This window comes from Novosphingobium sp. HR1a, from assembly GCF_015594425.1.
Classification (GTDB): Bacteria; Pseudomonadota; Alphaproteobacteria; order Sphingomonadales; family Sphingomonadaceae; genus Novosphingobium; species Novosphingobium resinovorum_A.
The window spans coordinates 21,628-41,665 of sequence record NZ_JABXWS010000028.1; the positions used below are offsets into that span (position 1 = coordinate 21,628).

The 20,038-nt window shown below is 67.0% G+C and carries 16 protein-coding genes; 10 read left to right on the forward strand and 6 right to left on the reverse strand.

Annotated elements, in window-relative coordinates; translation table 11 throughout:
• The first annotated feature begins 15 nt into the window (after positions 1-15).
• Together HWN72_RS05375 and HWN72_RS05380 are read left to right on the forward strand one after the other, a co-directional pair.
• Entirely contained in the window at positions 16-561 is a 546-nt protein-coding gene (locus HWN72_RS05375) for a hypothetical protein (protein ID WP_036523320.1), read from the forward strand.
• Complete coding sequence (locus HWN72_RS05380; protein ID WP_211149957.1) at positions 558-1,517, forward strand: cytochrome-c peroxidase; 960 nt, start codon at positions 558-560, stop codon at positions 1,515-1,517. Before HWN72_RS05375 ends, HWN72_RS05380 begins: the two co-directional genes overlap by 4 nt.
• Positions 1,518-1,521: 4 nt before the next feature.
• On the opposite strand, the gene HWN72_RS05385 is transcribed toward HWN72_RS05380, so the two are convergent.
• A complete protein-coding gene (locus tag HWN72_RS05385; protein WP_069707555.1) occupies positions 1,522-2,502 on the reverse strand; it encodes a sensor domain-containing diguanylate cyclase in 981 nt (326 codons plus the stop codon).
• A gap of 218 nt (positions 2,503-2,720) precedes the next feature.
• On the opposite strand from HWN72_RS05385, the gene HWN72_RS05390 reads away from it, so the two are divergent.
• From HWN72_RS05390 to HWN72_RS05400, 3 genes are all read left to right on the forward strand, one after another.
• Complete coding sequence (locus HWN72_RS05390; protein WP_211149958.1) at positions 2,721-4,355, forward strand: alpha-D-glucose phosphate-specific phosphoglucomutase; 1,635 nt, start codon at positions 2,721-2,723, stop codon at positions 4,353-4,355.
• A 266-nt stretch (positions 4,356-4,621) separates the two neighbouring features.
• Positions 4,622-5,926, forward strand: a complete 1,305-nt coding sequence (locus tag HWN72_RS05395; protein WP_069707556.1) for an NtaA/DmoA family FMN-dependent monooxygenase — start codon at positions 4,622-4,624, stop codon at positions 5,924-5,926.
• Complete coding sequence (locus HWN72_RS05400; RefSeq protein WP_069707557.1) at positions 5,926-7,092, forward strand: alpha-hydroxy acid oxidase; 1,167 nt, start codon at positions 5,926-5,928, stop codon at positions 7,090-7,092. The genes HWN72_RS05395 and HWN72_RS05400 overlap by 1 nt, the downstream gene beginning before the upstream one ends.
• On the opposite strand, the gene malQ is transcribed toward HWN72_RS05400, so the two are convergent.
• Together malQ and HWN72_RS05410 are read right to left on the reverse strand one after the other, a co-directional pair.
• Complete coding sequence (gene malQ, locus HWN72_RS05405; protein WP_069707558.1) at positions 7,089-9,077, reverse strand: 4-alpha-glucanotransferase; 1,989 nt, start codon at positions 9,075-9,077, stop codon at positions 7,089-7,091. The two genes, HWN72_RS05400 and malQ, sit on opposite strands and share 4 nt — an antisense overlap.
• Positions 9,078-9,110: 33 nt before the next feature.
• Positions 9,111-10,337 (reverse strand): glycosyltransferase family 87 protein, encoded by a 1,227-nt coding sequence (locus HWN72_RS05410; RefSeq protein WP_069707559.1) that lies wholly within the window; start codon positions 10,335-10,337, stop codon positions 9,111-9,113.
• Between the two features lie 152 nt (positions 10,338-10,489).
• Between HWN72_RS05410 and HWN72_RS05415 the strand changes: the two genes are divergently transcribed.
• Positions 10,490-11,338 carry an arylamine N-acetyltransferase gene (locus HWN72_RS05415; RefSeq protein WP_008830949.1) on the forward strand — a complete coding sequence of 283 codons (849 nt, stop codon included), beginning with the start codon at positions 10,490-10,492 and terminating at the stop codon, positions 11,336-11,338.
• A gap of 27 nt (positions 11,339-11,365) precedes the next feature.
• On the opposite strand, the gene moaB is transcribed toward HWN72_RS05415, so the two are convergent.
• The 3 genes from moaB to HWN72_RS05430 are packed head-to-tail and all read right to left on the reverse strand — an operon-like array spanning position 11,366 to position 14,470.
• Positions 11,366-11,893, reverse strand: coding sequence for a molybdenum cofactor biosynthesis protein B (moaB, locus tag HWN72_RS05420; protein ID WP_069707560.1), 528 nt, complete (start codon positions 11,891-11,893; stop codon positions 11,366-11,368).
• The gene (locus tag HWN72_RS05425; protein WP_236727275.1) at positions 11,877-13,664 is read right to left on the reverse strand and encodes a lytic transglycosylase domain-containing protein; all 1,788 of its coding nucleotides are present in this window, start codon (positions 13,662-13,664) and stop codon (positions 11,877-11,879) included. The genes moaB and HWN72_RS05425 overlap by 17 nt, the downstream gene beginning before the upstream one ends.
• A 59-nt stretch (positions 13,665-13,723) precedes the next feature.
• Positions 13,724-14,470 carry a uracil-DNA glycosylase family protein gene (locus HWN72_RS05430; protein ID WP_248005830.1) on the reverse strand — a complete coding sequence of 249 codons (747 nt, stop codon included), beginning with the start codon at positions 14,468-14,470 and terminating at the stop codon, positions 13,724-13,726.
• Between the two features lie 91 nt (positions 14,471-14,561).
• Here HWN72_RS05430 and HWN72_RS05435 point away from each other — a divergent pair, with 91 nt between their 5' ends.
• From HWN72_RS05435 to ilvD, 4 genes are all read left to right on the forward strand, one after another.
• Positions 14,562-16,208, forward strand: a complete 1,647-nt coding sequence (locus HWN72_RS05435; RefSeq protein WP_069707562.1) for an electron transfer flavoprotein-ubiquinone oxidoreductase — start codon at positions 14,562-14,564, stop codon at positions 16,206-16,208.
• Between the two features lie 93 nt (positions 16,209-16,301).
• Positions 16,302-17,111 carry a 4-(cytidine 5'-diphospho)-2-C-methyl-D-erythritol kinase gene (locus HWN72_RS05440; protein ID WP_069709119.1) on the forward strand — a complete coding sequence of 270 codons (810 nt, stop codon included), beginning with the start codon at positions 16,302-16,304 and terminating at the stop codon, positions 17,109-17,111.
• Between the two features lie 30 nt (positions 17,112-17,141).
• Positions 17,142-17,885, forward strand: coding sequence for an N-formylglutamate amidohydrolase (locus HWN72_RS05445; RefSeq protein ID WP_008832347.1), 744 nt, complete (start codon positions 17,142-17,144; stop codon positions 17,883-17,885).
• Between the two features lie 118 nt (positions 17,886-18,003).
• Positions 18,004-19,860 (forward strand): dihydroxy-acid dehydratase, encoded by a 1,857-nt coding sequence (ilvD, locus tag HWN72_RS05450; protein ID WP_211149960.1) that lies wholly within the window; start codon positions 18,004-18,006, stop codon positions 19,858-19,860.
• The last annotated feature ends 178 nt before the right edge of the window (positions 19,861-20,038 follow it).

Genomic DNA, 20,038 nt, shown 5'->3' on the forward strand with positions numbered 1-20,038 from the left:
CACGGAGCCATGATCATGACACGCACCTTCGGCGCACTTCTTCTTGCGATCGCGGCGACGGGTTCCGCGCAGGCGGCCGAGCCGATGCCCGGGGCGATGACGGACCACGATCATGCCGCCTGCGCCGCGCCTGCTGCCGTTCCGGCCGATCTTGCGGGATGGAGTGCAGCGCATCGGCCGTTGAAGGCGGCGATCAAGGCAAGCGGCGCGGCCAAGGCGCTGCTGGAGCAGGGCGTAGCTGCCGATGCCGCGCTCGCGCCGACGCCGAAGGTCACGTACGTGATCGAGCCCGGAAAGCCGGGCGGTTCTGTCAGTTTCGGCGGGCTCTTTGCGTTCGACGTCGCTGCTGCCGGTCGCTACCGCGTGGCGCAGAGCGGGCGTTCATGGGTCGATGTGATCGTCGAGGGCAAGGCGGTACCATCGGTAGCGCATGGTCATGGGCCGGATTGCTCGGGCATCGCCAAGATGGTCGAGTACGATCTTCCGGCTGGTCGCCATCTGCTGCAGATCGCGGCCAATGGCGAACAGGTGCTTACGGTGATGGTCGCTCCCGTCCGATGAGGCATACAGGGGGCTGGGCGCTGCTGCTGTCGAGCCTCGTCCTTGCGGCCGGGGCAGGGATGGCGCGCGACGGCCGGGGCAATCTCGATGCGCAAGTCGCGCTCGGACGGCGGCTGTTCCATGATGGCGATCTCTCGATCAACGGCACGCTGTCTTGCGCGACGTGCCACGATCCGCGCCACAGCTTTGCCGACGGCGTGCGCGCGCACCCGGGCGCGCATGGCGAGCCGGGCCTGCGCAACGTGCCGTCGCTGGTGAACGTCGGCAGCTTTTCGCCGCTGACCTGGGGCAATCCCTCGCTGGCCACGCTCGAGCAGCAGGCGCTGGTGCCGATTGCCGGCGAAGACCCGGTCGAAATGGGCATGAAGGGGCAGGAAGTCGAACTGACGCGCCGCCTCTCGGCCAATCCCTGCTATCGCAAGCTGTTCAAGGCGGCGTTCCCGGCGACGCGCGGGCGGATTGACTTTACCTCGGTATCGGCCGCGCTGGCAGCGTTTCAGCGCACGATCGTCAGCCACGAGACCGACTGGGACCATGCTGCTGCGGGCGGCCCGGTGCTGGACGAAGCAGCCGCGCGCGGAGAGGCGCTGTTTCGCGGGAAAGGCGAGTGCGCCGGGTGCCACTCGGGCCGCGAGTTCACCGACCTTGCCTTCCACCGCCTGTCGGGAGCGCCGGCGGATCCTTCGAACGGCGACTTCGGCCTTGCGCGTGCCACTGGCCGGGTGGAGGATCGCGGGAAGTTCCGCACGCCCTCGCTGCGCAATGTCGCTCCGACCGCACCTTATCTCCATGACGGCAGCGCGGACACCATGACTGAAGCCATCGCGCGCCATGGCACGACGCTGTCACCCGCAGAGACGACGGACATCGAAGCGTTCCTCAATGCCCTGACCGATAGGGCGGTGGGCGCCGACCCGCGCTACACCCGGCCGGGCAAGGCTTGTGAGGCGTCCTGATCGGTCAGGCGACGACGCAGCGATTACGCCCCCCGCGCTTGGCCTCGTAAAGCGGACCATCGGCGCGGGCGATCCATTCCTCGGCGACCGTCACGCTGTGATCCAGTGTAGCGATGCCGAAGCTGGCGGTGACTGCGATCGTCCGCGTCGGGGCGACCACGATCGGGCGCGCCTCGATCGCGGCGCGGAACCGCTCGGCGGCGGCCAGCGCTTCGCCCACGCCGGTTTCCGGCAGCATCATCGCGAATTCCTCTCCGCCGAGACGGCCTAACACATCGGCGGAGCGGCCCGCCGCGCCCAGCGTCGCGGCAAGATCGCGCAGGACGGCGTCTCCGGCGGGATGGCCCCAAGTGTCGTTGACGGACTTGAAGTGATCGACGTCGATCAGCACCAGCGACGCGGTGCGGCCATAGCGGTGGCACCGCGCGATCTCCTGGTTCGCCTTCTCGATGAAGCCGCGCCGGGTGAGGGCGCCGGTAAGCTGGTCGCGCTCGGCGATGCGGCGCAGTTCCATCTCGTTGACGACGATCCGGGCGAAGTTGCGCAGGATGTCGAGTTCGCCGTCGGTGAATTCGCGGGTCTTGGTATCGACCGCGCACAGTGCGCCGACATTGTAGCCGTCGGACGTCACAAGCGGCACGCCCGCATAGGCGCGCACGTGCGGGTCCTGCAGCACTGCGGGGTAGTCGGCAACGCGCGGGTCCTGCGTGGCGTCGGGGATGAGCAAGGGGGCATGCTGCTGGATGGCGTAGGCGCAGAACGATTCGCTGCGCGGGGTCTCGGTGGCGTCGATGCCCTCGATCGCCTTGAACCACTGGCGGTCCTTGTCCACCAGCGTGACGGCGGAGATCGGCACGCCCAGCACCGTGCGCACGAGGTTCACGACATTGTCGAACGCCTCTTCGCGCGGCGTATCGAGAATGGCGAGGCGTTGCAGGGCGGCGAGGCGGGCGGGTTCGTCGGCCAGGGCGGTCTGGGCATGCATCCGGCAAGTACTCGTGCGGCGCGCCGAGGTCCTAGGCGCAGGGGCAAGGGTTCGATCCTCGGCTATTTACATAGTCGATAGTTAATGAACTCGGAACGACTGCAACCCTGCGTCGCCTGCCGCATTGCAGCAAGCAACCATTTGACAATGTGCGTCCTGACACGAAAGTGTCGCCTATTGCGCACATGCCTGTTGCCGTATCATTGGAGACCCCGTCCTTGACCCAGATCGTCACAGTTTCGACCATCCCGTTCGACGGTCAGGCACCCGGCACTTCGGGCCTGCGCAAGAAGGTGAAGGTCTTCCAGCAGCCGGGCTATGCCGAGAACTTCATTCAGTCGGTCTTCGACGTCGTCGAGCCGCAGCCCGGCGCGGTGCTGGTGATCGGTGGTGACGGACGCTACCACAACCGCACGGTGATCCAGCAGGCGATCCGCATGGCGGCCGCCAACGGTTATGCCCGCGTGCTGGTGGGGCAGGGCGGTATCCTCTCCACCCCGGCCGCGAGCCATGTGATCCGCAAGTACGGCGCCAGCGGCGGGCTGGTGCTCTCGGCCAGCCATAACCCCGGCGGGCCGGACGAGGACTTCGGCATCAAATACAACATCGCCAATGGCGGCCCCGCGCCCGAGAACGTCACCGGCGCGGTGCTGGATCGCACGAAGACGATCGATCGCTGGCTGACGGTGGAGGCGCTCGACATCGACCTCGACGCCGTTGGAGAGGTGCACGTGGGCGCGATGACCGTGCAGGTCATCGACCCGGTCGCCGACTACGCCGATCTCATGGAGGAACTGTTCGACTTCGACGCGATCCGCAAGATCGTCGCCTCGGGCTTCACGATGCGCATGGATTCGATGAGCGCGGTGACCGGGCCCTACGCGGTCGAGATCCTGGAACGCCGCCTCGGCTTCGCGCCCGGCACCGTCGTCAACGGCGTACCGCTCGAGGACTTCGGCGGGCATCATCCCGACCCCAACCTGATCCATGCCAAGGACCTCTACGATCTGATGATGTCCGAAGACGCGCCCGATCTGGGTGCCGCATCGGACGGGGACGGGGATCGCAACCTCATCATCGGGCGCGGGCGCTTCATCACGCCCTCGGATTCGCTGGCGATGCTGGCCGCCAACATCGAGATCGCCCCCGCCTATCGCGGGCGGCTGGCGGGCATCGCCCGTTCGATGCCGACCAGCGGCGCGGCGGACCGCGTGGCCGAAGGGCTGGGCGTGCCGGTCTTCGAGACGCCGACTGGCTGGAAGTTTTTCGGCAACCTGCTCGATGCAGGCAAGGTCACGATCTGCGGCGAGGAAAGCGCGGGCACCGGCTCCGACCACGTGCGCGAGAAGGACGGGCTCTGGGCGGTTCTGCTTTGGCTCAACATCCTGGCGGTGCGCGGCATCAGCGTGGACGACCTCGCGCGGGAGCACTGGGCGCGTTGCGGTCGCAACTACTATGCGCGCCACGACTTCGAGGGCATCGCCACCGAGGGCGCGAATGCGCTGATGGACGGGCTCAAGACGCAATTGGATACGCTGCCGGGCGCTGTTTTCGGGCCGTTGACGGTCAGCCATGCGGACAGCTTCTCTTATACCGATCCCGTCGATGGTTCGGTCAGTGCGAACCAGGGTATCCGCGTGCTGTTCGAGGACGGAAGCCGCATCGTCTTCCGCCTCTCCGGCACCGGCACGCAGGGCGCGACCTTGCGCGTGTACCTCGAACGTTACGAGCCGCGCTTCGGCGATCTCGACGCGGAGACGTCGGCGATGCTGGAGCACCAGATCGCTGCTGCTGAGACGATCGCCGGGATTGCGGCGCATACGGGGCGGACGGCGCCGGATGTGATCACTTGAGGCATGCGTCGTCCCGGACTTGATCCGGGACCGGTGGCTGTCTTTAGGCATACCTTGGAGGCGCGCTTCAAAGTAGGCTGTTCATGGCCAGCGGTCCCGGATCAAGTCCGGGGCGACGATACGCTCAGGCGATGAATTGGATATGATGATCTCACGAATTGGCTGAATATCGCCGATTTCCTGAAGGTCGACGTCCACTAGTGTATACATTGTTCTTGCGGACGCTCTCCACCCCCTTCATCACCGGGGGAGGAGAGGCACCCCGCATGAGCAAGCATATCCATCTGGTCAGCTTCCTGATCAATTCGCCCATCAATCACACCGTGCTGAGCTGGGCGCAGCCGGGCGACAACCGGCTTGACGCGCTGCACGACCTCGCGGCGTGGCAGGACCTTGCGCGGACGCTGGAGCGCGGTCGCTTCGACGGCATGTTCTTCGCCGACACGCCAGGCGTCTTCGACCGCTACCGCGACAGCCACGAGGATGCGGTGAAGTACGGCGTATGCTGGCCTTCGCTCGACCCGGTGGTGCTGCTCTCGGCCCTCGCGGCGGTGACCACGCACCTGGGGCTGGCGACGACGATGTCGACCAGCGCCTATCAGCCATGGACCATCGTGCGGCAACTGGGCACCCTCGATTACCTCTCCGGCGGGCGGATCGGCTGGAACATCGTCACCGGCCACTTGCGCGGCGAGCATCGGGCGCTTGGCCTGCAGCAACTGGACCACGATCGCCGCTACGACCGCGCCGACGAATACATGGAGGTCTGCTACAAGCTGTGGAACTCGGTGAAGCCGGGCGCGATTCTTGCCGACCGGGAGGCGGGTCTGTTCGCCGACCCCGCGAAGGTGGAATTCATCGACCACGCGGGCGAGTTCTTCTCTTGCCAGACCGTCGCGCCGGTGCCGCCTTCGCCGCAGGGGCACCCGGTGCTGTTCCAGGCGGGCAGTTCCGGGCGCGGGCAGCAGTTTGCGGTCAGCCACGCCGACGTCGTCTTCTCAATCCAGCCCAATGTCGCGGGGATGAAGCGCTTCATGACCAATCTGGCCGAGGCCGCGCAGGTTGCGGGCAAGGCGACGCCCGGCGTCAGCTTCGGCATTCAGCCTATCGTCGGCGGCACCGAAGAGGAAGCGAAGCGCAAGCTGGCGGACCTTGTCGAAAAGCTGCCGATCGACGGCTGCCTCGCGCGGCTCTCCGGCACGATGGGCGTGGATTTCGCCGGGATGGACCTCGACCAGCCGCTCGCCGAGATCGAGACGCAGGCATCGCAGGGACTGATGAAGGCCTTCGCCAACATCGAGGGCGATAAGCCCCTGACCTTGCGCGAAGTCGCGATCCGCTGGGGTCTCGCGGTAGGCAAGCCGCAGATCGTCGGCACGCCCGAGCAGGTTGCCGCCGAAATGGAGCGCATCTGGCGCGAAACCGGCTGCTACGGCTACAACGTGACGCCGACGGTGATGGCCAGTTCGGTCACCGATTTCGTCGATCAGGTCGTGCCGATCCTCCAGAAGAACGGCGTCTACCGGACCGAATACGAAGGCACGACATTCCGCGAAAACCTGGGACTGTAATGGGCGGGATTGCGAAGAAGGCCCACAATATCGCGCAAGTTCGGGCACTGGCGAAGCGCCGCCTGCCGCGCGCAATCTGGGAGTTCATCGAGCGCGGGACCGAGGACGACCTGCTGATCCAGCGCAACGTTGCCGCGTTGCAGGCGGTGCAGTTTCTGCCACGGACATTGCGCGACGTGGCTGAACGCTCCGCCGGGATCGAGCTTTTTGGCCGCCGTCAGCCGCTGCCTTTGGTGATCGCGCCGACGGGTGTATCCGATCTGCTCTGGCACCGGGGCGAGCGGGCGATTGCGCGCGCGGCGGCCTCGGCGGGCATACCCTTTACCCAGACCACAAGCTCGACGACCAGCTTTGCCGAGATAGCGAAGTGCGCCACCGCCGGGCACTGGATGCAGATGTACCTCTGGGAGCGGCGCGACCTGTCCTGGCAGGTGGTCGATACCGCGCGAGAGAACGGCGCGGAAGTTCTGGTGCTGACGGTCGACACGCCGATGTGGCCGCTGCGCGAATTCAACAAGCGCGCGGGCATGTCCAATCCGATCCGCCCGAATGCGACGCTGGTATCGGATTTCCTGAAGCGGCCTTCGTGGTTCGCCTCGGTGATCTGCCGTTACTATCTCGAAGGCGGGTTGCCGCAGTTCGCCAATTATCCGCGCGAGGTCGGCGGCAAGCTGACCGGCACTGTCAGCCGTGTGGCGAATTCCGCTTCGGTTTGCTGGCGCGACGTTGCCGAATTGCGCCGCCGCTGGCCGGGCAAGCTGGTCGTGAAGGGTGTGCTCAGTGCCGAGGATGCCCGCATCGCGCTCGATCACGGCGTGGACGGCATTGCGGTGTCGAACCATGGCGGGCGCAATTTTGACAGCTCGCCTCCTGCCATCGACGTGCTGGCGGGGATCGTCGATGCCGTTGGGGACAGCACCACCATCCTGTTCGACAGCGGCGTGCGGCGCGGGGCGGACGTGATCAAGGCGCTGGCGATCGGCGCGAAGGCGGTGCTGGTGGGCCGCGCGACGCTCTATGGCTGCGCGGCGGGGGGAGAGCACGGCGCGCGCCACGCGATCGACCTGCTTGCCAATGAGATCGACGTGGCGATGGCGATGGTCGGCGTGACCCGGCTGGAGAAACTGGACCGCAGTTACCTGATGCCAGGAACCTTCAGGGGTTAGGCTACCCCCTTGCGGGCATCGTCCAGTGCCTGAACCCGCGCGGCCGTCGCCGGGTCCTGCAGCAGGTCCGACAGCGGCGCATTGAGGCGGCGTCGCCAGTTGGGGTGCTCGGTGATGGTGCCGGGCAGGTTCGGCTGTTCGGGTTCCGCCAGAAGGTCCTCCAGCGGGGCGATCGCAAGGCCGCAAGGGGTGCTGCCGATATGGCGCAAGGCGGCCTCCACCACGGGAGCGGGATCGTCCGGCGCAGGGCGCGGTGCGGCGTCGCGGGTCAGCGAAGCCCAGAGCAACCCGCGATCCCACGCGCGACGGGCTTCGGCTTCATCCACGGTGGTGTCTTCGGGCAGGCGGCCGAGGCGCTGCGCCCATTGCAGATCGCGCCCGCTCCACCAGCCTGCGACGGTGGGCGTATCGTGCGTGCCGGTCATCGCGGCGGCCTGCGCATCGTAGTCCGCCGCGCCGATGAAGCCGTCGTCGGCCGCGCGTTCGAACCACAGGACGCGCATGCCCAGCATCCCGCGCTCGGTGATCGCCGGGCCGAAGCCATGCGGCATCGTACCCAGATCCTCCGCGACGATGAGCGCGCCCGCCAGATGCGCCTCCAGCGCGACGAGGCGGATGAGGTCGGCGAAGGGGTAATGCAGGTAGGCCCCCGCGCTGGACGGCTGACCTTCCGGCACGACCCATAGCCGGGCGAGACCGAACGCGTGGTCGATTCGCAGCGCGCCAGCCGTGGAAAGCGCTGCGCGGATCGTCGCGATCCACGGCGCATAGCCGCTGCGCGCCAGCCCGCGCGGCGAGAAGCCGGTGAGCATCCAGTTCTGCCCCAGCGGCCCCAGCGGATCGGGCGGCGCGCCGATGGTCAGGCCCTGCAGCAAGGTGTCGCCCATGGACCAGGCATCCGCGCCGCCGGTATGGACGCCGACAGCAAGGTCCGCCAGCAATCCCACCGCCATGCCCGCAGCTCGCGCGCGGCGCTGCACTTCGCCAAGGCTTTCGCGCGCCAGCCACTGGGTGAAGAGGTGGAATTCCACTTCGGCCGCATTGTCTCGAGCGAAAACGGCCACGGCCTCGCCGTCGGGATCGTGGAATGCGGGCGGCCAGTCCTGCCAGCCTTTCGCGCCCTTGCTGCGGAAATGCACGTCGAGCGCATCGTAGAGCGCCTGTCGCCGCAGGCCCTCGCCATGGGGCGCGTTGTCGTGAGCGATCCGCTCGCGGGTCGGCGCGTCGAGACCGGCAAAAGCCGCACGCATCCGGGCGAGGCGGGCGGGCAGCGCCGCTTCCCAGTCGATCAGCGGGCCGTCGCCACCGGCATCGTCGGGCAGCGGCGGTAGCCCCAGCAGCGCGGGATCACCCATGGCACCGTTCAGATAGAGGCGGCTCGAGGGCGAATAGGGGCTGAAATCGTGCCCGTAGCCTGCGAACAGTGCATGGACCGGGTTGATCGCGATGGCGTCGGCCCCGCGTGCGGCGAAGACTTCGGCGGCTTCGGCCAGTTCCCCAAAGGTGCCGAAAGCACGGGGCTGCTTGCCGCGCAGGGCCGGGATCTGGATGGCTGGACCCCATATGCGTCCCTTGCCCAGCGATGCGACCGTCGGGCACGACGTCGGCGCGACCGCCAGCGTCAGGGCATGGCCGTTCACGGTCAGCGGGTAGTAGCCCGGCGTGTCGATCGCAGGAAGCGTCCAGCGCGCGGTGTCCAGAGGCCGCGTCGTGCCGTCCGGCAGGGTGAGTTGAGCACCGGCGAGGCTTGTCGGCAACGACGTTTCCTTGCCGACGTCGGTGACGATCATCGCCGGAGGTGCTGTCATCTCGGCTTCGACCCGGGCGAGGCTGGCGGCGATCTGCTCGGGCGTTGCCGCCGGGAAGCCGAGCGCCAGGGCTATCGTGCGCAGCGAGGCGTCGGTTACGACCTGCTCCCTGCCGTCGACGTCCCACCAGATACGCTGCAGTCCGATCGCTTCGGCAAGTGCGTGCAATTCCTGCATCCGTCGGGAGGCTCCTCGCTGATGGGGCGAAGGCTAGCGCCTGCGCGGGGCGGCGGCAATCTCGCCTTTGCGCGCGTCCCATGCGATCAGCGCCGCCAGCACGACCGCGACGAGGGCGTAGCGGCCACGGAAGGGAACGTTAAGGATCGGGTATTGTGCCAGCAGGTGCGGCGGGTCGGTCCAAGCCGGGATCACCAGCGCCATCCAGCAGGCGAGCACCATCGGTGTGCGCAGCGGGTGAGGGTCGCCCAGCGTCTGCGCGACGGCGGCGAGGATCACCGGGAAGATCAGCGCATAGTGATAGCCCCAGGCATTGGGCGCAGCGACCAGCGAGGCGCAGAGCAGCAGGTTCAGGCTGTCCAGCGGACGGCTTTCGCGCGTGATCGCTTGATGCGCCATGGCCGCAAGGATGCCGAAGGCCAGCAGCGCCTTGGAGGCAAGCTGAATGGTCTGAGGGATCGGTACGAAATGCAGCACCGGCTGTCCTCCGCCCGCCTCGATATGCGTGGCGATGCCGGCCAGCGACTGCGCAACACCGGGCATCGTGTAGCCCTGCGCATGAGGCAGGAGTTCCAGGAAATACTGCGCGTAGAGCCCCGGCGCGGCCCAGAGCAGCCCCAGCAAGGCGATTGCCGCGCTGGCGATCACGGTGGCGAGGGCGGCGCGCCACTTGCGCGGCGTCAGGAACAGCGCAGGGACGAGGCCGGGGTAGATCTTGAGCCAGAACCCCAGGGCGATGGCGATACCTGCGCCTGAGGCACGTCCGCGCGCGGCGCAGTACATGCCCGCGACTGCCGCCCCCATCAGCAGGATGTTGACTTGCCCCGCCGCCAGCGAAGTCCCGATCGGGGCGATCGCCAGCGCGCCGAGAAGCGCGGCTCCAATGGCAAGACGCGGGCCGCCAGCCAGCCGCACCGCCATCCACGCGGCCATCGCCAGTACCGTGAGACACAGCGCGGTGTGGATGAGGAACGCCGTGTCGATCGGCAGGCGTGAGAGCAGGTTGAAGTAGATCAGCGAGGGCGGCGGATAGACGAAGCCGCTGACGAACTCGCCATTGTGGCAGATGTCATAAGGTGTCGAGAGGTTGGCCGCGCCACACATGTAGGTTCGGAAATCAAGCGTCAGGGCCGCCTTGCCGGCACCTTCGCGCAGCACCGCGGCGAACTCCATCACATGATGGGCGATAAGCAGTCCGCTCAGCGCGATCAGCCCGAGGGGGAGCCATTGGGCGGGCAATCTTGCGCCGGTCTCGTTCACGTCACCTCCTCCATGGTCTGAAAGCGGAATAGCGACGGGTGGTTACCGAGGTGAAGAGAACTTGTCCCGCTTCATCCTCAGGTTCTAAGCATGGTATCCCGCCTTTATCCACAGGCTTGCCCACGTCCGGCGAGAGCGGGTAGGGCGGCGCCATGGATATCGATCGCTACCTCGCCCGCATCGGCCTTGCCCACGTACCTTCGGCGGATCCGGAAGGACTCGCCGCGATGCAGCGCGCGCATCGGCAGGCGATCGGCTTCGAGAACCTCGATATTCCGCTAGGGAACGGCATTCGCATCGATTCCGGCAGCGTGTTCGACAAGCTCGTGGTGCAGCGGCGCGGTGGCTACTGTTTCGAGCAGAACCGGCTCTATGGCGATGCGCTGATGGCTCTGGGCATGGTGAACCGGCCGCTTCTTGCGCGCGTGCGCATGGGGCTGGCCGAAGATGCGCCTCTGCCGCCGCGTACGCATGTGCTACTGCTCGTCCGGGCCGAGCCGGGGCGGGCGTGGATCGCCGATGCGGGGTTTGGAGGCAGCTTCGTGCCGCCTCTCCCGCTGGAGGACGGCGCCGAGGCGCAGACGAGCGACGGCGCGGCGCACCGCTTGCGGCGGATCGGGACGATAGGGGCAGAGGGCGGCGAATGGCTGCTCGAACGCGCCGGGCCGGTCGAGGCGACCGACGGCCGCCCGGCACCGCACGGCGAATGGCAGCCGCAGTATGTTTTCGACCTTGCCGAAGTGGTTTCGGACGACCTGGAGATGGCCAACCACTGGACTTCCACCCGGCCCGGCACGCGATTCACCACGCTGCACGTCGCGAGCGTGGTACTGCCTGACGGTTTCGCGGCGCTGAGCGAGCGGACTTTGCGCGTCCATCGCGGCGGGACGACGGATACGCGTGAGATCATCGACGCCGCCGACTACGCGGTGGCCTTGCGCGAACTCTTCGGTATTGCGCTGAGCGAGAAGGAAGCTGCGAGACTCCCCTTGTTCAACTGATGCAGTTCGGCTCTGACCGAGCGCCCTCTAGCTTTCCAGCAGGCGCGGCATCAGTTCGACGAAGTTGCAGGGGCGGTTGCGGCTGTCGAGTTGCTCGGCGAGAATGCCGTCCCAGCCGTCCTTCACCGCACCGTTCGAGCCGGGCAGGGCGAACAGGTAGGTGCCGCGCGCCACGACCGCCATCGCGCGGCTCTGCACGGTGGACGTGCCGATGGTCTTGTAGCTGAGCCAGCGGAACAGCTCGCCGAAGCCGGGGATTTCGCGCCCGCCCAATTTGCCGAGCGCCTCAGGGGTCACGTCGCGGCCCGTCAGGCCGGTGCCGCCGGTGGAGATGATCGCGTCCACTTCCGGGTCGTCGATCCATGTGTTCAGCAGCGCCGCGATTCCCTGCGCATCGTCGCGCTCGATCGCGCGGCGGGTCAGCGCGTGGCCCGCGCCGACGATGCGTGCGGCAAGGATATCGCCCGAGGTGTCGTTTTCGGCAGTACGGGTATCGGAAACGGTCAGCAGGGCGATATTGATCGGCTTGAAAGTACGCTCAGGGTCGATGGCCACGCACGATCGCTCCATTGGGGTTCATCCGCACGCCTTCCGATCCAGCGAGGCCGGGGAAGGTCGGCCACATGCCCTGCACCAGTTCCATGCGGCTCTCCGAAGCGCCGCCCGCCTGACGCTCGTACATCCAGTAATTGCGCATCACAATGTTCACGTAGCCGCGCGTTTCCCAATAGGGCAGCGATTCGATCCACAGCAGCGGGTCGCCCTGGCAGTTCACTTCGGTGGCCCAGCGGCGCACCGGCACCGGCCCGGCGTTGTAGGCGGCCATGACCTTGGGCAGCAGGCCCTGCGTGCCCGGATCGTTTTTCAGCGTTTCGAGGTGGCGCTGGCCGAAGGCGAGGTTGACCTCGGGTTTGTTGAGATCGGAGGCATTGCCGTTGTAGCCCAGAGATCCGGCGTGATCCTGCGCGGCGGCGGGCATGATCTGCATCAGGCCGCGCGCGCCTGCGGGGCTGACGGCTCCGGCGCGGAACACCGATTCCTGCAGCGTGTGCGCATAGACCAGCGCAGGGTCGACCTTCCAGCCGCCCACCGGGGTCCACTTGGGCGTGGGGAAGCGCGTCGCGGGTTCCGGCTTGCCGCCGTACGGCGCGTTGTAGGCCATCCACAGCTGGGTGCCGGGCAGGCCGAGATCGCGCGCGAGGCGGGTCAGTGGGGCATATTGCGAGGCATCGCCGATGCGGGCCTGATGGCGCAGCACTTCGTCGGCAAGGCCGTCCTTGCCGATCTCCGCCAGTTCGACGGCGGTGCGGACATTGGGGCTGGCGCGCAGGGCCTGCCAGTCGGCCTGCGTAAAGTCAGCGGCGGCGTGCTGCTCGGGCAGCTTGAGGCCGAGCTGCTCGGCGGCCAGCATCCCGTATAGCGTCTCGTCGCGCGCGGCGGCAAGGCGCAGCGCGGCGCTCGCCTGCTCGGGCTTGCGGCAGCGCACCAGCGATCGGCTGTTCCAGTAATGCGAGGCGGCGGTCAGTTCGGCATTGTCGGACGAGCGTGCGGCCTTGGCGAAAGCATCGGCAGCACCGTCGCAGTCGCCCAGACGCCATGCGGCGAGCCCGGCAGTCCACCATGCCTCGCCCACCCACGGGCCTTGCCCCAGCGCGGCGATCTGCGCCATCTGGTAGGCATTGGCATCCTGGTTCTCGATGTAGAAGCTCCACGCCACCTTCTGGCGCCACTCGGCCTGCGAGGAGGGCGAGAGGTTGGCGTCGATCCCGTCGAGCAGCAGGCGCGCGCCCATCGGATCGTCGTTCTTGATGCGGTCGTTGATGCCGTTCGCGATCCCGGCGGGCATCGTGCCGTCGTCGATCGAGGAGGGGCGAACCCGCTTGGCGATGGTCGGCAGGCGCGCGAAGCTCTGTTCGGCTGGGAGCGAGGGGAGGCCGACAGCGCCGCGCTTGAGCGCGAGGCGGCTGATCTGGTCGGCGCCGGGCAGTTCGGTGCCCTGCGAAAGCCATGTCTGCAGGTCGTTCAGCTGGATCTTGGGCGATCCGGAAGCGAGGTAGTATTCTGCGCGGGCCTGCTGGTGGAGCGGGCCATCGGGGCGGTCGGCCAGCATCTTCTGAACGGTGGCCCAGTCCTTCGCGTCGATCGCGTCGAACATCGACTTGTAATAGGTCCGATCGTCCTGGCTGAGCAGCGAAGGGACGGCGGTACGGTCGGCGCGGGTGCGGAAGTAGTCCACAGCAGCGCTGTTGGCGAAGGCCGGTGCTGCCGATGCGCAGGCGGCGATACACGCGCCCGCAAACAGTCCGGCCCTGATAAATCGTTTCAAAGGTATTCCCCGCGATCCTGTGCGATTCGCCTGCTCCGGCTGACCGATGGCCGCATCTCTCAGGACGCGGTCCAATCCAGCCAGGCCCTCCAGAGCACCGGCTTTGCACGCGGCTGCGCGAGCAAAGCAGGCAGCGCCCAGGAGGCGAGCAGGGGTATCGATCCCCCTTCATGATCGAAAGTCCTTAACATGGCAGGACGATGCGGCGATTCGTGGCCGATTAGCGGCAGGACGTTTCCACCAAGGACAAACAGCCTCTTCGGAGCCACCAGAGCGACGTGATGCCGCAGAACCTGCCCGATTCCGCGCTCGCTCATTGCCGCCCAGTCTGCGCCCGGCGTATGGCGGGGCAGGGCGCTGGCAAGGTAAACGTCCTCGCGCCCGGTGCCGAACGCGGTAAGGATGGCGTCCAGCAGCTTGCCTTGCTGGCCGGAGAGCAGTGTTTCGCTGTCCTCGGCCTCGGGTTCCTCGACGACGATCATCAGTTCGGCACCGGCCTTGCCCTGCGGCGCGACGCGCGCGGCGGGGCCGCCTTCGCACAGCAGCGGTTCGCTCAGCCACCACGGTGCGAAAGCCGCGAGGTCGGCGGGCAGGCTGGCGGGATCGAGCTTGGCGGGCGGCGGCGGGGCATCCGGATCGGGCTTTGGATCCGGGCGGCGGCGCGGCGGCAGGGCGCCTTCCAGTTCGGGCGGGGCGAGCCATTCGACCGGCTCGTCGAGAAAGTCGCAGTCCACCCCTGCGTCCCGCCACCAGTCGAGCGCACCTGTGATATCGTCCAGAAATTGCGGATTTGGCGGTTGATCCATCGCGCGGGTCTTGACCTTATGCGCGGGAGCAATCAAGGCATTCGTGAATTTAATCGCTCGACTAAACACGAAAAGAATGCACGGGGCTACCATGATCGAACGCGAAGAGATGCCTTACGACGTTGTCGTCGTCGGCGGTGGACCTGCCGGTCTGGCGACCGCGATCCGCCTCAAGCAGGTGGACCCGGAACTGCAGGTCTGCGTGCTGGAGAAGGGCTCGGAGATCGGCGCGCACATCCTTTCGGGCGCGACGATCGACCCCAAGGCGCTTGACGAACTGCTGCCGACCTGGCGCGAGGACGGCTGCCCGCTGGCCGAAACGCCGGTGACGGACAACTGGCACTGGCACCTGACGAAGAAGGGCAAGTTCTCCCTTCCGCACATCATCCAGCCGCCCTTCATGTCGAACAAGGGCAACTACACCGGCTCGCTGGGCAACTTGTGCCGCTGGCTGGCCGAGCAGGCCGAAGCGCTGGAGATCGAGATCTTCCCGGGCTTCCCCGCCGCCGAGATACTCTATGACGATGCCGGCGCCGTGATCGGCGTGCAGACTGGCGACATGGGCGTCGACCGCGAGGGTAATCCCAAGGGGGACTACCAGCCGGGCATGAACCTGCTGGGCAAGTACACCGTGTTCTGCGAAGGCGCACGCGGCCACCTGACCAAGCGCCTCAAAACCAAGTACGACCTCGAAGCCAATTGCGAGCCGCAAATCTACGGCATCGGCATCAAGGAACTGTGGGACATCCCGGCGGACAAGCACGTCCCCGGCCGCGTGATCCACACCCAGGGCTGGCCGATGAGCGAGAACGACGCCTGGGGCGGCGGCTTCCTCTACCACCAGGCCAACAACCAGGTGGCGCTCGGCTTCGTGACCGCGCTCGACTACAAGAACCCGTACATCTACCCGTTCGAGGAATTCCAGCGCTGGAAGCAGCACCCGGAAATCCGCGCGATCCTGGAAGGCGGCAAGCGCGTCGCTTACGGTGCGCGCGCGATCAACGAGGGCGGCTGGCAGTCGGTGCCTAGCCTCGCGTTCCCCGGTGGCGTGCTGGCGGGCTGCTCGGCGGGCTTCGTCAACGTGCCGCGCATCAAGGGCACCCACACCGCGATGAAGAGCGGCATGCTGGCGGCCGAGTCCATCGCCGCCGCCATCAAGGCGGGCCGTGAGCAGGACACCCTGCAGGACTACGATACCGCCGTTCGCGAAAGCTGGATCGCCAAGGAACTCAAGCTCGTCCAGAACGCCGAGCCGATGGTGGCGAAGTGGGGCGGCGAGCTGGGCACGATCCTCGCGGGCGCCGACATGTGGCTGCGCACGCTGTTCGGCTTCGGCCTCGCCAAGCCGATGAAGCATCACACCGATGCGTCGGAAACCCAGCGCGCGGACCTGTACAAGCCGATCGCCTATCCCAAGCCCGACGGCGTCATCAGCTTCGATCGCCTGACCAGCGTGTCGTACTCCTTCACCAACCATGAGGAGGATCAGCCGGTCCACCTCAAGCTGAAGGACCCGAGCATCCCGACTGCGGTGAACCTGCCGGTCTATGCGGGGCCTGAGGCGCGTTACTGCCCGGCGGGGGTCTACGAGTTCCTCGACGCGGGCGATGGTCCCAAGCTGCAGATCAACGCGCAGAACTGCGTCCACTGCAAGACCTGCGACATCAAGGATCCCACGCAGAATATCGAATGGGTCACGCCCGAAGGCGGCGGCGGCCCGAACTACCCGAATATGTGAGGTTGTCAGGCTGGCGTCGTCCCGGATCAAGTCCGGGACGACGGGGCGTAGCATCCCTTGCCTCCTGCCCCCCGCCGCGCCATGGAAGGGGCGATGCTGACCGAAACCGCCTATGCCAAGATCAACCTCGCGCTGCATGTTCGTCGTCGCCGTGAGGACGGGTATCACGAACTCGAAACGCTGTTCGCCTTCGTCGATGACGGCGACCGGCTGAGCGGCTCCCTCGCCGACGCCGACAGCCTCTCCACCCATGGCGAGTTCGCCGCCAAGATCGACGACCCGTTCGGCAACATCGTCGCCAAGGCGCTGTCCACCTTGCCTCATGGCAAAGGCTGGGCCGTCGATCTCGAAAAGCGCCTCCCCGTCGCGGCGGGTCTCGGCGGCGGATCGGCGGATGCAGGCGCGGTGTTCCGCATGGTGGAGCGCAGCGCGGGCCTTCCAGGCGACTGGCAGACGCGCGCTGCGAGGCTGGGCGCCGACGTGCCCGCCTGCGTCCTGTCCACCACCTGCATCGGCACCGGCACCGGCACCGATCTCCAGCCCGTCGAGAGTGACCTCACCGGCACCCCGGTCCTGCTCGTGAACCCGCGCGTGGGCGTGCCTACCGGGCCGGTGTTCAAGGCCTGGGACGGCGTCGATCGCGGCGAGATGCCCATCGGCTCCGTCCGCCGGATTGCACTGGAAGGCCGCAACGATCTAGAGGCTCCGGCCATCGCGATCTGCCCCGTCGTGGCCGATATGCTGGCAGCTTTGCGGGCGACCGAGCCGTTCCTCGCCCGCATGTCGGGCTCGGGCGCGACATGCTTTGCGCTTTACGACAGCGAGGCGCAATTGCAGGCGGCGTGGGATAAGCTGGCCGAAACTCAACCCCACTGGTGGAAAATGGCGGGCAAGTTGCGGTAAGGTCGCGGCGCGCAACCTTCGGAGGCAGACTTGGAAACCGAATACCACCGCCTGCTCGGCACGCCCGTTTCGGGCGGCGTCCTAGTCGTATCGGACCATGCCTCCAACCGCGTGCCGGATGACATCGACCTCGGCATAGAGGACGCGCTGCTCGACGAGCATATCGCTATCGACATCGGCGTCGCCGCCATCGCCGAACGCATGGTCGAAGCCGGTACCGCCGCTTGGCTCGGCAACGTCAGCCGCCTCGTCTGCGACTTCAACCGCACTCATGACGTCCCCGGCATGATGCCTGAAATCAGCGACGGCTACCTCATCCCCGGCAACGTCCTCACGAAGGAGGAGCGCCAAGCCCGGGTTGACCGGCTGTTCGACCCCTACCACCACGCACTCGCGGCGCAGTTGCGGGAGACGCCTCCGGCGCTGATCCTGTCGCTGCACAGCTTCACGCCGGGCCTCGCCACCTGCACAAAGCCGCGCCCATGGCAGGTCGGCGTCCTCTACAACCAGGACGAGCGCGCCGCGCGCATCGCCATTCCCTGGCTGGAGGCGCAGGGCTTTGTCACCGGCGATCAGGAGCCGTATTCGGGCAAGCTGCTCAACGCATCGATGAACCGCCACGCCGAGCCTAACGGGCTGCCTTATCTCAGCATCGAAATCCGGCAGGACCTCATCGCCGAGGAAGCGGGACAGGCGGAGTGGGCCGACGTGATGACGCGGCTCTGCGCGGCGGTAGTCGGCCAACTCCCGTCATCCCAGCCTTCGCTGGGATGACGAATGTTCGAAGAAATATAATTGCAAAAACTCACGTTGAATTGAAATCAATCACCGTGTAGGGGCGGCTCCAACACAGCGCGAAAACCCGCGCCCATGACCAATCGGAGTTCCGACAATGCCCGCCCTTCGTTCACGCACCTCGACTCACGGCCGCAACATGGCGGGTGCGCGCGGGCTCTGGCGCGCGACTGGCATGAAGGACGGGGACTTCGGCAAGCCGATCGTCGCGGTGGTGAACTCGTACACCCAGTTCGTCCCCGGCCATGTCCACCTCAAGGATTTGGGCCAGTTGGTCGCGCGCGAGATCGAGGCGGCGGGCGGCGTTGCCAAGGAATTCAACACCATCGCGGTCGATGACGGCATCGCCATGGGCCATGACGGCATGCTCTATTCGCTGCCCAGCCGCGACCTCATCGCCGACAGCGTCGAGTACATGGTCAACGCTCACTGCGCCGACGCGATGGTCTGCATCTCCAACTGCGACAAGATCACGCCGGGCATGCTGATGGCCGCGATGCGCCTCAACATCCCCGCCGTGTTCGTTTCGGGCGGGCCGATGGAGGCGGGCAAGGTCGTGCTGCGCGGCAAGGAACATGCGCTCGATCTGGTCGACGCGATGGTCGCCGCCGCCGACGAGAGCTACACCGACGAGGAAGTGAAGACGATCGAGCGCTCGGCCTGCCCGACCTGCGGCTCGTGCTCGGGCATGTTCACTGCGAATTCGATGAACTGCCTGACCGAAGCGCTGGGCCTGTCGCTGCCGGGCAACGGTTCGACGCTGGCGACTCACTCGGACCGCGAGCGCCTGTTCCTGGAGGCGGGCCGCGTCGCGGTGGACATGTGCCAGCGCTATTATGAGCAGGACGATGCCTCCGTGCTGCCGCGCAACATCGCCAGCTTCGAGGCGTTCGAGAACGCCATGAGCCTCGACATTGCGATGGGCGGCTCGACCAACACCGTGCTGCACCTGCTGGCTGCCGCGCACGAGGCGGGCGTGGACTTCACCATGGCCGACATCGACCGCCTGAGCCGTCAGGTTCCGTGCCTGTCGAAGGTCGCTCCGGCCAAGGCCGACGTCCACATGGAGGACGTCCACCGCGCCGGCGGCATCTACGCGATCCTCGGCCAGCTGGAGCGGGCGGGCCTGCTGCACACCGACCTGCCGACCGTCCACACCCGCACGCTGGGCGAGGCGATCGAGCGCTGGGACACCAGCCGTACGACCGAGGCTTCGGTCCAGGAATTCTACAAGGCCGCGCCCGGCGGCGTGCCGACGCAGACCGCCTTCAGCCAGTCGGCGCGCTGGAAGGAACTCGACCTCGACCGCGAGAACGGCGTCATCCGCTCCAAGGAGCACGCCTTCAGCCAGGACGGCGGCATCGCGGTGCTCTACGGTAACATCGCGCGCGACGGCTGCATCGTGAAGACGGCGGGCGTGGACGACAGCATCCTCAAGTTCACCGGCACCGCGCGCGTCTACGAATCGCAGGACGCAGCGGTCGCGGGCATTCTTGGCGGCGAAGTCGTGGCGGAAACCGTCGTGGTCATCCGCTACGAAGGACCGCGCGGCGGGCCGGGCATGCAGGAAATGCTCTACCCCACCAGCTACCTCAAGTCGAAGGGACTTGGGAAGGCGTGTGCGCTGCTGACGGACGGGCGCTTCTCGGGCGGCACTTCGGGCCTCTCGATCGGCCACGCCTCGCCCGAAGCGGCGGAAGGCGGCGAGATCGGGCTGGTCGAGAACGGCGACACGATCGAGATCGACATCCCCGGCCGCACCATCAACCTGATGATCTCGGACGAGGTCATGGCGCACCGCCGTTCGCAGCAGGAGGCGCGCGGCGCCGATGCATGGTCGCCGGTGCACCCGCGCCCGCGCAAGGTTTCGGCGGCGCTACAGGCTTACGCGGCGATGACCACCAGCGCCTCGAAGGGCGCGGTGCGCGACGTGACGCAGCTCAAGCGGGGCTGAGGTCGCGGCGCCCCGTGCCTGGTGCGCGGGGACATTTTGGGGTTGGACCGTTTGTGGTTATCGGGGCGTGCGAACGATGACCCCGATGGCAGGAATGGGTAGAAAGTTGCCATATATCCTCCCTGTCGCGCAGCGATGGGGAGGTGGCAGCCCGCAGGGCTGACGGAGGGGTTTCCCC

What these genes read in the sequence shown, in the direction of transcription:
- HWN72_RS05375 (WP_036523320.1), top strand. Translation starts at nt 16, where the DNA reads ATGACACGCACCTTCGGCGCACTTCTTCTTGCGATCGCGGCGACGGGT.
- HWN72_RS05380 (WP_211149957.1), top strand. Translation starts at nt 558, where the DNA reads ATGAGGCATACAGGGGGCTGGGCGCTGCTGCTGTCGAGCCTCGTCCTT.
- HWN72_RS05385 (WP_069707555.1), bottom strand. Translation starts at nt 2,502, where the DNA reads ATGCATGCCCAGACCGCCCTGGCCGACGAACCCGCCCGCCTCGCCGCC.
- HWN72_RS05395 (WP_069707556.1), top strand. Translation starts at nt 4,622, where the DNA reads ATGAGCAAGCATATCCATCTGGTCAGCTTCCTGATCAATTCGCCCATC.
- HWN72_RS05400 (WP_069707557.1), top strand. Translation starts at nt 5,926, where the DNA reads ATGGGCGGGATTGCGAAGAAGGCCCACAATATCGCGCAAGTTCGGGCA.
- malQ (WP_069707558.1), bottom strand. Translation starts at nt 9,077, where the DNA reads ATGCAGGAATTGCACGCACTTGCCGAAGCGATCGGACTGCAGCGTATC.
- HWN72_RS05415 (WP_008830949.1), top strand. Translation starts at nt 10,490, where the DNA reads ATGGATATCGATCGCTACCTCGCCCGCATCGGCCTTGCCCACGTACCT.
- HWN72_RS05430 (WP_248005830.1), bottom strand. Translation starts at nt 14,470, where the DNA reads ATGGATCAACCGCCAAATCCGCAATTTCTGGACGATATCACAGGTGCG.
- HWN72_RS05435 (WP_069707562.1), top strand. Translation starts at nt 14,562, where the DNA reads ATGATCGAACGCGAAGAGATGCCTTACGACGTTGTCGTCGTCGGCGGT.
- HWN72_RS05440 (WP_069709119.1), top strand. Translation starts at nt 16,302, where the DNA reads ATGCTGACCGAAACCGCCTATGCCAAGATCAACCTCGCGCTGCATGTT.
- ilvD (WP_211149960.1), top strand. Translation starts at nt 18,004, where the DNA reads ATGCCCGCCCTTCGTTCACGCACCTCGACTCACGGCCGCAACATGGCG.